The following is a 14,298-nucleotide window of genomic DNA, read 5'->3' as shown; positions in this document are numbered from 1 at the left end:
AAGATGTGATGCGCAGACAGACCCTGTGGGAGCGGGCTTGCCCGCGATAGTGCTCTATCAGCCAACATCTCTGTTGAATGTATAATCGCTATCGCGGGCAAGCCCGCTCCCACAGGTTTTGTGGTGTTTATTCAATTGTGGTCAGAAACCTTGCGGGGTCGACCGGGCAACAATCGCTTCCACATCCAGCCCGCGCGGCAATGTTCCATACACCCGACCGGCCGAACCCAGACGGCTGGCGATAAAAGCATCACTGACCGCCGCATTCCCCGCCTCCAGCAACAACTTGGCCTGAAGCCCCAAGGCAATGTCTTCGGTGAGCTGGCGGGCGCGGTATTGAATGTCGGCGGTGTCCTTGAACGCGGCCTGCAATTGGCTGATGTGCGCCGCCAGACGTTTGTCGCCATGACCGTCGCCCAACTCGCTGAACAGCACATCAAGCACACCCGGCTCTTTCGACAATGCGCGCAATACGTCGAGGCATTGCACGTTGCCGGAACCTTCCCACGTCGAGTTGACCGGGGCCTCACGGTACAGACGCGGCAGGATGCTTTCTTCGACATAACCGGCGCCGCCCATGCATTCGGCAGCCTCATTGATCATCGCGGGCGCGCGTTTGCAGATCCAGTACTTGCCCACCGCCGTCACCAGTCGGGCGAATTTCGCTTCGTGATCGTCATCCAGATGATCCAGCGCCCGGCCCATGCGCAAACTCAAAGCCAACGCCGCTTCGCTTTCCAGGGCCAGGTCGGCCAGCACGTTTTGCATCAAGGGTTGCTCACTGAGCAATTTGCCACCGACCTTGCGATGGGCGCAGTGATGGCTGGCCTGGGTCAGGGCCTGGCGCATCAGCGCACTGGAGCCGACCATGCAATCGAAGCGGGTCATGGCAACCATTTCGATGATGGTTGGAACACCCCGGCCCTCTTCGCCGACCATCCAGGCCAGGGCGCCGCGGAACTCCACCTCGCTGGAGGCATTGGACCAGTTACCGAGTTTGTTCTTCAGCCGCTGTATGTAGAACTGATTGCGTGTGTCGTCCGGGCGATGACGCGGCAGCAGGAAACAGGTCAAGCCTTTGTCGGTCTGGGCCAAGGTCAGGAAGGCGTCGCACATCGGCGCCGAACAGAACCACTTGTGGCCCACCAGTTCATACGCCTGGCCCGGGCCACTGGCGCCGACCGGATACGCCTTGGTGGTGTTGGCCCGCACGTCGGTGCCGCCCTGTTTCTCCGTCATGGCCATACCGATGGTGACCCCGGCCTTGTGGGCCATGCCGACGTTGCGCGGGTCGTATTCGGTGGCGAGGATTTTCGGCAGCCATTGTTCGGCCAGATCCGGTTGCAGGCGCATCGCCGGGACGCTGGCGAAGGTCATGGTCAACGGGCAACCGCTGCCGGCTTCAGCCTGACTGTGCAAATAGGTCATGGACGCGCGGGCAACGTGAGCGCCCGGTTGCGGGTCGGTCCAGGGCAAACCGGTCAGGCCATGTTCCACCGCCGTGCGCATCAATTCGTGGTAGGCGGGATGAAACTCCACCAGATCGATGCGATGGCCGTAACGGTCATGACTGACAAACACCGGTTTGTTCTGATTGGCCACAAACCCCGCCTCCATCAGCGGCCCGCCGGCCAATACGCCATAAGCGTCAATTCGCGACTCGGCCCAACCGGCATCGAAACGCTGCGACCACTCCTGCAAAGGCAGGTCGATGCGATAGAGATTGGCGCCGTCCAGCGACGGCGGCTGATTGGTGACTTCGTGGGTTTCGGCGAACTGATGCAGGTTCATGACGGGGCTCCTTTGGTCAGCCAAGGGACTTTCAGTTAAGCACCGCCCCGAGGTTGAACAAAGTGGCATATCTGCCTAACTGTCGGCGCTTTCGCCTTGCCCCGGACAGAGCACCCGCCGATAGAGCGCCGCCTGCAAATCTTCGAATTTCACCGGTTTGCTCAGGTAGTCGACCAAGGTGTCGCTTGGGCAATAGGCCCGATCCGCACTCTGGGCAATCATGAACACGGGTAACTCGGCACAACCCGGCAAGGCGCGGATCCGACCGCAGATCGAGGCGCCATCCAGTGGCGGCAGCTGACAGTCGAGCAGCGCCGCATCAACGGTTTCACGCTGCAAGAGATCGAGCGCCGCGACGCCGCTGTCAGCGGTGCGCACGCGGAACCCAAGCTTGAGCAACATGCCACGCATCACCAATTGATTGATGCTGTTGTCATCGACCAGCAACACCGTGCAGTCCTGAGGCAAACGCAGGCCGGTGGTTTGCCGGGTGATTGCGGGTGCAGATTCCACCACCGGCAACGGCAGCTCGAACTCGACGTCCAGTTGAAAGCGACTACCGCGACCCGGTTCCGAGCGATGGCTCAGGCGCCCGCCGAGCAATTCGACCAGTTGCCGACAAATGGCCAGGCCAACACCCAAACCACCATATTCACGGGTCATCGAGCCGTCGACCTGAAAAAAGCGTTGATACAGCGTTGCCTCGTCCAAATCGGTGAAGCCAATGCCAGTGTCGATCACTGCAAAGGACAGTGCCAGCCGATCGGGCGCTACCGGTTTACCCGTCACCCGCAGCGCCAATCCGCCGACCCGGGTGAATTTGATCGCGTTATCCAGCAGGCATTCCAGGCATTGTGTCAGCTTGCCGCTGTCGCCGTGCAAACGATCCGGCAGCCCGGATGTCACCTCGACCTTGAAGTCCAGCGACTTGCTCGCCGCATTGCCATCGAACTGCAGACGCAAGGCCTCGACCACACCGCGCAAACTGAAGGTGTCCGGATAGACCTTGAGCTTGCCGGCCTGCAATTCGGTCAGGGTGAGGATGCCGTTGACCATGCGCATCATGTCCCGCGCCGAACCTGCAGCCGTTTGCTGATATTGCTCCATCTCAGGGTTCATCTCGACGGTTTGCATCAACTCCAGCGAACCGATCACACCATTCATGGGCGTGCGCAGTTCGTGGGTCAGGGTGGCGAGGAATTCGTCCTTGAGCTTGTTGCTGTGAGCCAGTTGCTGGTTCAACACTTCGAGCTTCTGGCCGGCATCAAACAGCGTTTGCGCCTGTTGCTCGCGCATGGCGTTGATGCGATCGGCCAGGGCCAGGGACAGCAGCGCCACTTCGATCGCCGAGCCGATCTGGCTGGCGTACATGGTCAGGAATACGTTGGGCAAATAACCCAGCACCATCAGGGTGTTGACCACACCACCGAGCAGGAACGCCGACCAGGCAATGATGAAATACCGCGCGACCCGCAGGCCACGCCACCAGGCGAAAATCCCGGCGGCGAAAATCACCACGGTGAAAACCAACGCCAGCAACGTCGCCAGCCGCAGGGCCAGGGCGTAATTGGTCATCAATGACAACCCGACCACCAGCGCACTGAACGCAATCAACGCCAGCAGCAAACGGTCGAGCCAGCGACTGTGGGTGGCCGTCTGCAAAAAGCTGCGGGCGAACTGGCTGCCGAACAATCCTGAGCAGCCGATGAAGAACGGCGTCGCGGCGTTGGCCCACCAGGGATTGTTCGGCCAGAAATACTCCACGGCCGCGCCATTCACCGACAGCTGATACAAGCCGAACGAGGCGATATAGACGATGTAATAGAAGTAGCTGGTGTCGCGCACGCTGAGAAAGATGAACAGGTTGTAGACCAGCATCCCCAGCAACACACCATAAATCAGCCCCAGCACATAAAGCCGCACCGGCTGCTCTTCGAGGTAAGCGGTGCTTGACCACAAGGTGACGGGCGCCTGAATCGAGCCTTGGCTTTGCAGGCGCAAATACACGGTTTGCGCCTGCTCGGGCGCAAAGTTCAGACCAAACAGATAGTTGTTCTGGCGGATCTCGCGAGTGGCGAACGGCAACGCATCACCAGTCTGCCGGACCAATTGATAGTCACCGCCAGCATCGGGCAAGTACAGATCAAGGTGATCGAGGGGCGGATAAGCCAGTTCCAGCAACCAGGTCCGTTGCGCCGACGGGTTGGTCGGGCGGTACTGCAGATCGATTTTCAGCCAGAACGCCGAACGCGAATAACCGGCGTTCAGGGTGGTTTTATCATGAGGTTTGAACTGCCCGGCCGCCGCTTGCGCACGGACATCGGCGATGGTCGCCTGACCGCCCGCGTCTTCATAAACCTGCATCGTTCGGCCCAGGGGAAGGCTCTGGGTGAACTCGTCGAATTCGACGGCGCTCGCCAGGAGGGGCAAGCACAACAGCAACATCAGCAAATAGCGCATTTAAGCCCCAGCGTGGCCTGTCCGGTTCTGTCAGGAAGCCCCCCATTCCTTTTGAGTAGACGTAAAACCGGTATTACCTGTTATTGGTTTGGATCCACTCTAGCATAGCCGTTGGTGGCCATTGAGCACCATTGAAATTTTTCCTGAAAAGGCTCTAGAACAAGCGTTCCAGCTCTATACATTGAGTTAGAGCTGTTGGCTTGGTCAGGTTGTGACAATGCCTCAATGCGCAGCGATTCCTGTGATGAGGGAGCTTGCTCCCGTTGGGGTGCGAAGCGCCCCCCTTTGCCTTCTGTCTGGAACACCGCATTGGCAGGTTTACGACCGCTGCGCAGCCGAACGGGAGCAAGCCCCCTCACCACAATGTATCGGCCGCGATGGCTGCCACAACACCCGAAAAAACATGTTTGGTGGTAAGCTCGCGCACCATGAATATCTACAGCTCTCGCCCCGTTGTCCTCTGTCTCTCCGGCCACGACCCTAGTGGTGGCGCCGGCTTGCAGGCAGATATCGAAGCCCTGCTCGCTCAGGGTTGTCATGCCGCTCCGGCCGTCACCGCCCTGACGGTGCAAGACACCGTCAACGTCACTGACTTCCGCGTTCTCGATCGCGAGTGGGTGTTGGCCCAGGCCAACGCCGTGCTCAATGACTCCGAAGTCGCCGCCGTCAAACTGGGCATGCTCGGCTCCCTGGAAATGGTCGACACCGTGGTCGAACTGCTTTCAGCACACCCGCATTTGCCGGTGGTCTGCGACCCGGTGCTGCGCGCCGGCGGCGGTGGACGACTGGGCAAGGACGAAGTCGGCTACGCCATGCGCGAACGCCTGTTGCCGCTGTCGATCATTGCCACCCCCAACCTTCCCGAAGCTCGCATTCTCGCCGAACTGCCGGAAGGCACCGCGGACGAGTGCGCTGAAAAACTTCTGCCATTCGTCAAACACCTGCTGATCACCGGCGGTCATGGCGACGAACACGAAATACACAATCGCCTGTACAGCCGCGACGGTCGCCGCGAAACCTTTACCTGCCAGCGCCTGCCCGGCAGTTATCACGGTTCCGGTTGCACACTGGCCAGCGCCCTCGCCGGTCGTCTGGCCCAGGGTGAACACCTCGCCAGTGCCGTAAAGACCGCGCTTGACTACACTTGGCGCACCTTGCGTGATGCGGAGCAGCTGGGCAAAGGCCAGTTCGTGCCGCGCCGCTTGCCACTGGACTTCTGTTCGTAACGCCATGAGGCTTGTCCGATGAAACTACGTGGCCTGTACGCCATTACCGACAGCCAGTTACTGGCCGGGAAATTTCTTTCGTACGTGGAGGCGGCGCTCGAAGGCGGCGTCACCCTGCTGCAATACCGTGACAAGAGCAGCGACGAGGCCCGCCGCCTGCGCGAAGCCGAAGCCCTGCGCGATCTGTGCGAACGTTACAAGACTCATCTGATCATCAATGATGACGCCGAACTGGCCGCACGCCTGAACGTCGGCGTGCACCTGGGCCAGACCGATGGCCCGCTGATGCCGGTTCGGGCACTCCTCGGTCGTCAGGCCATCATCGGCTCGACCTGCCATGCGCAACTCGAACTCGCCGAGCAAGCCGCCAAAGAAGGCGCCAGTTACGTCGCCTTCGGCCGCTTCTTCAATTCCAATACCAAACCCGGCGCACCGGCCTGCGGCCTCGAACTGCTTGATCAGGCCCGCAGCAAATTGCATCTGCCGATCTGCGCGATCGGCGGCATCACGCTGGACAACGCTGCGCCACTGGTGGCCCACGGGGTCGACTTGCTGGCGGTGGTGCATGGCCTGTTTGGCGCCGACAACACGGCTGAAGTGACCCGTCGTGCCCGCGCCTTTAACGAATTGTTCAAATCCTGATTTTTGAGAGCCCGATCATGTCTCGTTCCGAAACCCTGTTTGCCAATGCCCAGAAACACATTCCCGGAGGCGTGAACTCGCCTGTTCGTGCATTCAAGAGTGTTGGCGGCACGCCGCTGTTCTTCAAACACGCCGAAGGCGCCTACGTCACCGACGAAGATGACAAGCGTTATGTGGATTACGTCGGTTCCTGGGGCCCGATGATTCTCGGCCACAGCCATCCGGACGTGCTGGACGCGGTGCGCAAACAGCTGGAACACGGCCTGTCCTACGGCGCCCCGACCGCGATGGAAACCGAAATGGCCGACCTGGTCTGCTCGATCGTGCCGTCGATGGAAATGGTGCGCATGGTCAGCTCCGGCACCGAAGCGACCATGAGCGCCATCCGCCTGGCCCGTGGCTTTACCGGCCGTGACAGCATCATCAAGTTCGAAGGCTGCTACCACGGCCATTCCGACAGCCTGCTGGTCAAGGCCGGTTCCGGCGCCCTGACCCAAGGCGTACCAAGTTCGGCCGGTGTACCGGCGGCGTTCGCCAAACACACCCTGACCCTGCCGTTCAACGACATCGACGCGGTAGCAACCATGCTCGCCGAAGTCGGCCAGGACGTGGCCTGCATCATTGTCGAGCCAGTGGCCGGCAACATGAACTGTGTACCGCCGGCACCGGGCTTCCTCGAAGGCCTGCGGACCCTGTGCGACAAGCACGGCGTGGTGCTGATTTTCGACGAAGTGATGACCGGTTTCCGTGTCGCCCTCGGTGGTGCCCAAGCCCACTACGGCGTCACGCCGGACCTGAGCACCTTCGGCAAGATCATCGGTGGCGGCATGCCGGTTGGCTGCTTCGGCGGCAAACGCAAGATCATGGAGCAAATCGCGCCACTGGGGCCGGTCTACCAGGCCGGCACGTTGTCGGGTAACCCGCTGGCGATGGCGGCGGGCCTGACCACGCTGCGCCTGATCAGTCGTCCTGGTTTCCACGCCGAGCTGAGCGACTACACCAGCCGTCTGCTTGATGGTCTGCAACAGCGCGCCGACGCCGCCGGCATTCCGTTCGTGACCACTCAGGCCGGCGGCATGTTCGGTCTGTACTTCAGCGGCGCCGACGACATCGTGACCTTCGAGGATGTGATGGCCAGCGATGCCGGCCTGTTCGGGCGTTTCTTCCACCTGATGCTCGAAGGCGGCGTGTACCTGGCGCCAAGCGCCTTCGAAGCCGGTTTCACCTCGATCGCCCACGGTGAGACCGAGTTGAAACTGACACTGGACGCCGCCGAGCGTGCATTCGCCGCATTGAAATAAAGCTGCAACGCTGACGTTGGCGATTGCCAACGTCAGCTTTCACCTACATCCGCCCCTTTTTCCTACTCATCTGCCAATAATCCCCCGCAAAGTGGGCGATATATTCCCCGCGCAGCAGAAAAACGAGTAAAGACTTTGTAAGGTTGGCCCTGCTTATTTCATAATGCGCGCTTATTGGATCCCTCGATGGGTCCACGCGCCCCTCAGAGGTAAGTCGATTCCCATGAACCGCACCGGCCGCACCCTTGCATTGGGCTGCCTGTTGCTCCTTCAGCCCCTGCTCGCGCTCGCACAAGCAGGCGGCAACTCGTTGTTGATCCCGGCGATGGGTCGCTGCACCCTCAATACTCAGCCGCAAGACCTGACACAAGCGCTCGCCGCCTGTCAGAAAGCGTCGGATGAAGGGGATGCGCAAGCGCAATACGAGTTGGGTGAGTTCTACTACGACGGCAAAAACGCGCCGCGCGACCTCAATCAAGCCCTGAGCTACTTCGAAAAGGCCTCGCTGCAAGGCCACGCCCAGGCGCAATTCAAACTTGGCACCATGTTCTTCCATGGCGAAGGCGTACCGGCCAATAACGTTCAGGCGTATATCGTGCTGAAAATGGCCGCGGTCAACGGCGCCGAAGAGGCGCTGGACACCGCCGACGAAGTCGCCGAAAAAATGCCCCGCGAAGATCTGGAAGTCGCTACCCAGGTGCTGGGGCAAATTTTCCGTAAATACCTGATGGAGTTGCAGAGCGCCGATGGGCGTACGCCGTTTTCGCCACTTCCCTGAATTGAAGCTGGCCCCTGTGGCGAGGGAGCTTGCTCCCGCTCGGCTGCGCAGCAGTCGTAAAACCGAAGAATGCGGTGTGCCAGACAGACTGTAATTGCAGGGGCCAGGGTTTCAGGGCCGCTTCGCAGCCCAACGGAAGCAAGCTCCCTCGCCACAACAAGCCCCTCTAGCCAATCAATCCGCGGCTTACTTCTCAGGCATCGGCATCGGAAACGGCATGACATTGCCTACCGCGCCGCGGGCTTCGCTGATTTTCGGCGTGCCGAGGCGCTCGACCTCGTCGATGCGCACGATCGAATGCATCGGCACAAAACTGCGCACAACGCCTTCGAACTGAGCCTTGAGCTTCTCTTCGCTCGGATCGACGACCACTTGCGTGCGCTCGCCAAAGACGAACTCTTCCACTTCCAGGAAGCCCCACAGATCACTTTGATAGATCTGCTTGGCGTACATTTCGTACACCTGGCCCTGATTGAGGAAAATCACCTTGTAGATTGGAGCTTCACGTTTGGTCATGGTGGGCGGGTAACACATCGGGGATAAAAATGAGGGCGCGAACTATAGCATAGCCACCGGACGCGCAACGGTAGGAACCTTGGTGCATGTTCCCTATAATGCGCGGTTCTTTGAATCACGTGATGACTCTATCCATGGCCAAGAAGCTTTACATCGAAACCCACGGTTGCCAGATGAACGAGTACGACAGCTCGCGCATGGTCGATCTGCTGGGTGAACACCAGGCCCTGGAAGTCACCGCTCGCGCTGAAGACGCCGACGTGATCCTGCTCAACACCTGCTCGATCCGCGAACGCGCCCAGGACCGGGTGTATTCCCAGCTGGGTCGCTGGCGCGAATTGAAACTGGCTAACCCGGACATGGTCATCGCCGTCGGCGGCTGCGTGGCCAGCCAGGAAGGCGCGGCCATCCGTGATCGCGCTCCGTACGTCGACGTGGTATTCGGCCCGCAGACCCTGCACCGCCTGCCGGAAATGATCGACGCCGCGCGCCTGACCAAACTGCCGCAAGTCGACGTCTCGTTCCCGGAAATCGAAAAATTCGACCACTTGCCCGAACCGCGCATCGACGGGCCAAGCGCTTACGTGTCGGTCATGGAAGGCTGCAGCAAGTACTGCACGTTCTGCGTGGTGCCTTATACGCGCGGTGAAGAAGTCAGCCGACCGTTCGACGACGTGATTGCCGAGATCATTCACCTGGCCGAAAACGGCGTGCGCGAAGTGACCTTGCTGGGGCAGAACGTCAATGGTTATCGCGGCACCACTCATGATGGGCGCCTGGCTGATCTGGCGGAATTGATCCGGGTAGTAGCCGCTGTCGATGGCATCGACCGGATTCGCTACACCACCTCGCACCCGCTGGAATTCTCCGACAGCCTGATCCAGGCCCACGCCGACGTGCCGGAGCTGGTGAAACACCTGCATTTGCCAGTGCAATCGGGTTCCGACCGGATCCTCGCGGCGATGAAACGCAACCACACCGCCCTGGAGTACAAATCCAAACTGCGCAAGTTGCGGGCTGCCGTGCCGGGGATCTGCATCAGTTCTGACTTCATCGTCGGTTTCCCGGGCGAGACCGAAAAAGACTTCGAACAGACCATGAAGCTGATCGAAGACGTCGGTTTCGACTTTTCCTACTCGTTCGTCTATAGCCAGCGTCCGGGTACACCGGCTGCCGATCTGGTCGACGACACGCCGGAAGAACTGAAAAAAGAACGCCTGAACGCCCTGCAACATCGCCTCAACCAGCAAGGTTTCGAGATCAGCCGACAAATGGTGGGCTCCATTCAGCGGATTCTGGTCACCGATTATTCGAAAAAAGACCCCGGTGAACTGCAAGGCCGGACCGAGAATAATCGTATCGTCAACTTCCGTTGCGACAATCCGACCCTGATCGGCCAGTTCGCCGACGTGCATATCGATGCCGCGCAACCGCACTCGCTGCGGGGCTCGCTGCTCCAATAATACCTCGTCACCTGTGGGAGCCGGGCTTGCCCGCGATGGCTACACCGCGGTCTGTCTGACAAACCGCGTTATCGTTCATCGCGGGCAAGCCCGGCTCCCACAGGGACGGTGACCGACTTTGCGATATTTAAGAGCTTTCGTACCCAGGCGACTGGCGCTATCCTTGATTCATCATAATTGCCCCAGGGCGGCTAAATACGACCTTGAACGCACCCATAGAACCACATCGTTTCATCCTCGAGCCTTTTGAAGCTCGCCGCTTCGCCAATCTGTGCGGGCAATTCGACGAGCATCTGCGCTTGATCGAACAGCGCCTCGCGATCGAGATCCGCAACCGCGGGAATCAGTTCGAACTGATCGGCGAGCCCAAGCACACCACCTCCGCGGAAAACCTTCTGCGCCGCTTGTACCGGGAAACCAAAGGTACCGAGCTGTCGCCAGACATGGTTCACCTGTTCCTGCAGGAATCGGCCGTCGAGGAACTGGACAACCATTCCCCCGCCGAACCGTCCGTCGCCTTGCGCACCAAGAAAGGCATGATTCGCCCTCGCGGCTTGAATCAGGTGCGCTATGTGAAGGAAATCCTCGGTAACGACATCAACTTCGGCATAGGCCCGGCCGGTACCGGCAAGACCTATCTGGCCGTTGCCTGCGCGGTAGATGCGCTGGAACGCGAGCAGATTCGCCGCATTCTGCTGGTTCGTCCGGCGGTTGAAGCGGGCGAAAAGCTCGGCTTCCTGCCGGGTGACCTGTCGCAAAAGATCGATCCGTACCTGCGCCCGCTCTACGACGCGCTCTACGAAATGCTCGGCTTCGAATACGTGGCCAAGCTGATCGAGCGTCAAGTGATCGAAGTCGCGCCACTGGCCTACATGCGCGGGCGTACGCTGAACAACAGTTTCATCATCCTCGACGAAAGCCAGAACACCACCATCGAACAGATGAAGATGTTCCTGACCCGCATCGGCTTCGGCTCCACTGCGGTCATCACCGGTGACATCACCCAGGTCGATCTGCCGAAAGGCACCAAATCCGGGCTGCATCATGTGATCGAGGTGCTCAAAGACGTTCCGGGGATCAGCTTCACCCACTTCATGCCCAAGGACGTGGTGCGCCATCCGTTGGTGCAACGCATTGTCGAGGCCTATGAGCGCTTCGAAAATCGCACAGCCGACGAAACGGCGAAGCCCTCTCCCAAGGACACTCGCCCCGATGCTTGAGCTTGACCTGCAACTGGCTACCGAAGCGTCTGCCCCAAGCGAAGCCGAATTCCGCCAATGGTGCGAACTGGCCCTGCGCCAGCGTACTGCCGACTCCGAAATGACCATCCGTCTGGTCGACGAAGAGGAAGCCCGCGAACTGAACTTCACCTGGCGGCAGAAAGACTACGCCACCAACGTTTTGTCATTTCCGGCCGATGTCCCCGATGAGTTTCTCGATATTCCCCTGCTCGGCGATCTGGTGATCTGCGTAGCGGTGGTCGAGCGCGAAGCGGCGGAACAAGGCAAGGAATTAAAGGCTCACTGGGCGCACCTGGTCATTCACGGCTGCTTGCATCTGCTTGGTTACGACCATATAGATGACGATGAAGCCGAAGAAATGGAAGCACTGGAACGAACGTTGCTTGCAGAGTTGGGTCATCCAGACCCTTATGCGGACGACGAAACAGACACATCCCCAATCGTAACAACAAAGGATTCAGAGTAATCGCTATGAGCGAAGATCGATCGAGCAACGGGCAGAAGTCATGGCTGGGTAAGCTCACCCAGGCTTTTGCCCACGAGCCGAAAAACCGCCAGGAGCTGCTGGAGCTGCTGCGCGATGCACATCAAAACAAGTTGCTGGACAGCGAAGCGCTGGCCATCGTCGAAGGTGCCATCCAGGTTGCAGACCTGCAAGTACGGGACATCATGGTCCCGCGCTCGCAGATGATCAGCATCAAGGCGACCCAGACACCCCGCGAGTTCCTGCCCGCCGTGGTCGACTCGGCCCACTCCCGCTACCCGGTGATCGGCGAAAGCCACGATGACGTGATGGGTGTGTTGCTGGCCAAGGACTTGCTGCCGTTGATCCTCAAGGAAAACGGCGACAGCTTCAACATCAAGGACCTGCTGCGCCCGGCGACCTTCGTGCCCGAGTCCAAGCGCCTGAATGTGCTGCTGCGTGAGTTTCGCGCCAACCATAACCACATGGCCATCGTCATTGACGAATACGGCGGCGTGGCCGGTCTGGTGACCATCGAAGACGTGCTGGAACAGATCGTCGGCGACATCGAAGACGAGCACGACGTCGAAGAAGACAGCTACATCAAGCCGCTGCCCAGCGGTGACTTCCTGATCAAGGCCCTGACGCCGATCGATAACTTCAACGAGTTCTTCGACAGCGAATTCTCCGACGATGAATTCGACACCGTCGGTGGCTTGGTGATGAGCGCGTTCGGGCACTTGCCAAAACGCAACGAAATCACTGAAATCGGCGCCTATCGCTTCCGCATCCTGAACGCCGACAGCCGTCGGATTCACTTGCTGCGTCTGACACCTATTGCCCGGTAAAAATTAAGGAAAGAAATGCACTGGATGACCCGCCCCGGCTGGCCCGGTAACCTGCTGGCCGTGGCGGCCGGTGCACTCACCACTCTGGCCCTGGCGCCGTTCGATATCTGGCCGCTGGCATTGCTGGCGGTCGGTTTCTTTTACGCCGCTTTGCGTGAACTGAACCCCCGTCAGGCCCTGGGCCGTGGCTGGTGTTTCGGTTTCGGCCTGTTTGCCGCGGGCACTAGCTGGATCTACTACAGCATCCACAACTTTGGTGGCGCCTCGGTGCTGCTGGCCGGATTCTTGATGCTGCTGTTCACCGCGGCGATTGCCTGGTTCTTCGCCCTGCCCGCCTGGATTTGGGCGCGCTGGCTGCGCCGTAACGAAGCGCCTCTGGCCGATGCCTTGGCATTTGCGGCGTTGTGGGTGGGTCAGGAAGCCTTTCGCGGCTGGTTCCTTACCGGTTTCCCATGGCTCTATTCCGGTTATAGCCAACTCGACGGCCCATTGGCCGGGCTCGCGCCGGTCGGCGGAATGTGGCTGATTTCCTTCACCCTGGCCCTGACGGCTGCGCTGATCTACAACGCTGCGCGCCTGGTACGCACTGGTCGTAAAGGCTTCATCGCTGTCGGCGTGTTACTGCTGGCAGGACCATGGGTGGCCGGCATGGCGCTCAAGGAACATGCCTGGACCAGCCCGGCAGGCGCACCACTGAGCGTCGCGGCGATTCAGGGCAACATCGAACAAAGCATGAAGTGGGACCCCTCGCAGCTCAATGCGCAGCTGGCGCTGTACCGCGACATGAGCTTCAGCTCCAAACGCGTCGACCTGCTGATCTGGCCGGAAACGGCGGTCCCGGTGCTCAAGGAGTCCGCCGAGGGCTACCTGAACATGATGGGAAGCTTCGCCGCCGAGCGTAAATCCGCGTTGATCACCGGCGTGCCGATTCGCCAGGAACTCCATCACGAGAAGCGCTATTTCAACGGCATTACCGTCGTCGGTGAAGGCGATGGCACTTACCTGAAACAGAAACTGGTGCCGTTCGGCGAATACGTGCCACTGCAGGAAGTCTTGCGCGGCCTGATCGCTTTCTTCGACCTGCCGATGTCCGACTTCGCCCGAGGGCCGGCCGATCAAGCGCTGCTGCAAGCCAAGGGTTATCAGATTGCGCCGTTCATCTGCTACGAAGTGGTCTACCCGGAATTCGCCGCCGGCCTCGCCGCCCGTAGCGATTTGCTGCTGACCATCAGCAACGACACCTGGTTCGGCACCTCGATCGGCCCCCTGCAACACTTGCAGATGGCGCAGATGCGCGCACTTGAAGCCGGCCGCTGGATGATCCGCGCCACCAATAACGGCGTGACCGGCCTGATCAACCCGTTTGGCCAGATCACTGTGCAGATCCCGCAGTTCGAACAAGGCATTCTGTATGGCGAAGTGGTGCCGATGCACAACCTGACGCCCTACCTGCAATGGCGTTCGTGGCCGTTGATCATCAGTTGCGTGTTGTTGTTTGGTTGGGCATTGGTGGCCAACCGGATGGCGAAAACCGTTTAAAGCTTCGCGAGCAAGCCCGCCCCCATATTT

12 protein-coding genes are annotated in these 14,298 nt (G+C 60.0%); 9 read left to right on the top strand and 3 right to left on the bottom strand.

Annotated elements, in window-relative coordinates; translation table 11 throughout:
- Positions 1–141: 141 nt before the first annotated feature.
- Positions 142–1,791 (bottom strand): acyl-CoA dehydrogenase family protein, encoded by a 1,650-nt coding sequence (locus AB7M26_RS09260; protein ID WP_429388723.1) that lies wholly within the window; start codon positions 1,789–1,791, stop codon positions 142–144.
- 75 nt (positions 1,792–1,866) lie between these two features.
- A complete protein-coding gene (locus AB7M26_RS09255) occupies positions 1,867–4,251 on the bottom strand; it encodes a hybrid sensor histidine kinase/response regulator (protein WP_123498589.1) in 2,385 nt (794 codons plus the stop codon).
- 428 nt (positions 4,252–4,679) lie between these two features.
- Between AB7M26_RS09255 and AB7M26_RS09250 the strand changes: the two genes are divergently transcribed.
- The 4 genes from AB7M26_RS09250 to AB7M26_RS09235 all read left to right on the top strand — a co-directional run bounded on the left by AB7M26_RS09250 (position 4,680) and on the right by AB7M26_RS09235 (position 8,198).
- Positions 4,680–5,477 carry a hydroxymethylpyrimidine/phosphomethylpyrimidine kinase gene (locus AB7M26_RS09250; RefSeq protein ID WP_123498587.1) on the top strand — a complete coding sequence of 266 codons (798 nt, stop codon included), beginning with the start codon at positions 4,680–4,682 and terminating at the stop codon, positions 5,475–5,477.
- A gap of 18 nt (positions 5,478–5,495) precedes the next feature.
- Positions 5,496–6,119, top strand: a complete 624-nt coding sequence (gene thiE, locus AB7M26_RS09245) for a thiamine phosphate synthase (protein ID WP_429388719.1) — start codon at positions 5,496–5,498, stop codon at positions 6,117–6,119.
- 17 nt (positions 6,120–6,136) lie between these two features.
- Positions 6,137–7,420, top strand: coding sequence for a glutamate-1-semialdehyde 2,1-aminomutase (gene hemL / locus AB7M26_RS09240; protein WP_123498583.1), 1,284 nt, complete (start codon positions 6,137–6,139; stop codon positions 7,418–7,420).
- A gap of 223 nt (positions 7,421–7,643) precedes the next feature.
- A complete protein-coding gene (locus AB7M26_RS09235) occupies positions 7,644–8,198 on the top strand; it encodes a tetratricopeptide repeat protein (protein ID WP_008070087.1) in 555 nt (184 codons plus the stop codon).
- 186 nt (positions 8,199–8,384) lie between these two features.
- Here the strand turns inward: AB7M26_RS09235 and AB7M26_RS09230 are convergent, their stop codons facing one another.
- Positions 8,385–8,714 carry a DUF1820 family protein gene (locus tag AB7M26_RS09230; protein ID WP_007894425.1) on the bottom strand — a complete coding sequence of 110 codons (330 nt, stop codon included), beginning with the start codon at positions 8,712–8,714 and terminating at the stop codon, positions 8,385–8,387.
- A gap of 134 nt (positions 8,715–8,848) precedes the next feature.
- On the opposite strand from AB7M26_RS09230, the gene miaB reads away from it, so the two are divergent.
- From miaB to lnt, 5 genes are all read left to right on the top strand, one after another.
- A complete protein-coding gene (miaB, locus tag AB7M26_RS09225) occupies positions 8,849–10,177 on the top strand; it encodes a tRNA (N6-isopentenyl adenosine(37)-C2)-methylthiotransferase MiaB (RefSeq protein ID WP_429388715.1) in 1,329 nt (442 codons plus the stop codon).
- Between the two features lie 203 nt (positions 10,178–10,380).
- Positions 10,381–11,397 (top strand): PhoH family protein, encoded by a 1,017-nt coding sequence (locus AB7M26_RS09220; RefSeq protein WP_429388712.1) that lies wholly within the window; start codon positions 10,381–10,383, stop codon positions 11,395–11,397.
- Complete coding sequence (gene ybeY, locus AB7M26_RS09215) at positions 11,390–11,884, top strand: rRNA maturation RNase YbeY (RefSeq protein WP_052967417.1); 495 nt, start codon at positions 11,390–11,392, stop codon at positions 11,882–11,884. The genes AB7M26_RS09220 and ybeY overlap by 8 nt, the downstream gene beginning before the upstream one ends.
- Positions 11,885–11,889: 5 nt before the next feature.
- Positions 11,890–12,729 carry an HlyC/CorC family transporter gene (locus tag AB7M26_RS09210; protein ID WP_007894419.1) on the top strand — a complete coding sequence of 280 codons (840 nt, stop codon included), beginning with the start codon at positions 11,890–11,892 and terminating at the stop codon, positions 12,727–12,729.
- A 15-nt stretch (positions 12,730–12,744) separates the two neighbouring features.
- Positions 12,745–14,268: an apolipoprotein N-acyltransferase gene (gene lnt / locus AB7M26_RS09205; RefSeq protein ID WP_123498575.1), complete on the top strand. Its 1,524-nt coding sequence runs from the start codon at positions 12,745–12,747 to the stop codon at positions 14,266–14,268.
- Positions 14,269–14,298 lie beyond the last annotated feature (30 nt).

This window comes from Pseudomonas sp. F-14 TE3482, from assembly GCF_053629455.1.
This window is presented reverse-complemented; position numbering and strand designations above follow the sequence as displayed.

Excerpts from the sequence above, each read along its gene's own strand:
- AB7M26_RS09260 (WP_429388723.1), bottom strand. The coding sequence starts at position 1,791 with ATGAACCTGCATCAGTTCGCCGAAACCCACGAAGTCACCAATCAGCCG.
- AB7M26_RS09255 (WP_123498589.1), bottom strand. The coding sequence starts at position 4,251 with ATGCGCTATTTGCTGATGTTGCTGTTGTGCTTGCCCCTCCTGGCGAGC.
- AB7M26_RS09250 (WP_123498587.1), top strand. The coding sequence starts at position 4,680 with ATGAATATCTACAGCTCTCGCCCCGTTGTCCTCTGTCTCTCCGGCCAC.
- thiE (WP_429388719.1), top strand. The coding sequence starts at position 5,496 with ATGAAACTACGTGGCCTGTACGCCATTACCGACAGCCAGTTACTGGCC.
- hemL (WP_123498583.1), top strand. The coding sequence starts at position 6,137 with ATGTCTCGTTCCGAAACCCTGTTTGCCAATGCCCAGAAACACATTCCC.
- AB7M26_RS09235 (WP_008070087.1), top strand. The coding sequence starts at position 7,644 with ATGAACCGCACCGGCCGCACCCTTGCATTGGGCTGCCTGTTGCTCCTT.
- AB7M26_RS09230 (WP_007894425.1), bottom strand. The coding sequence starts at position 8,714 with ATGACCAAACGTGAAGCTCCAATCTACAAGGTGATTTTCCTCAATCAG.
- miaB (WP_429388715.1), top strand. The coding sequence starts at position 8,849 with ATGGCCAAGAAGCTTTACATCGAAACCCACGGTTGCCAGATGAACGAG.
- ybeY (WP_052967417.1), top strand. The coding sequence starts at position 11,390 with ATGCTTGAGCTTGACCTGCAACTGGCTACCGAAGCGTCTGCCCCAAGC.
- AB7M26_RS09210 (WP_007894419.1), top strand. The coding sequence starts at position 11,890 with ATGAGCGAAGATCGATCGAGCAACGGGCAGAAGTCATGGCTGGGTAAG.
- lnt (WP_123498575.1), top strand. The coding sequence starts at position 12,745 with ATGCACTGGATGACCCGCCCCGGCTGGCCCGGTAACCTGCTGGCCGTG.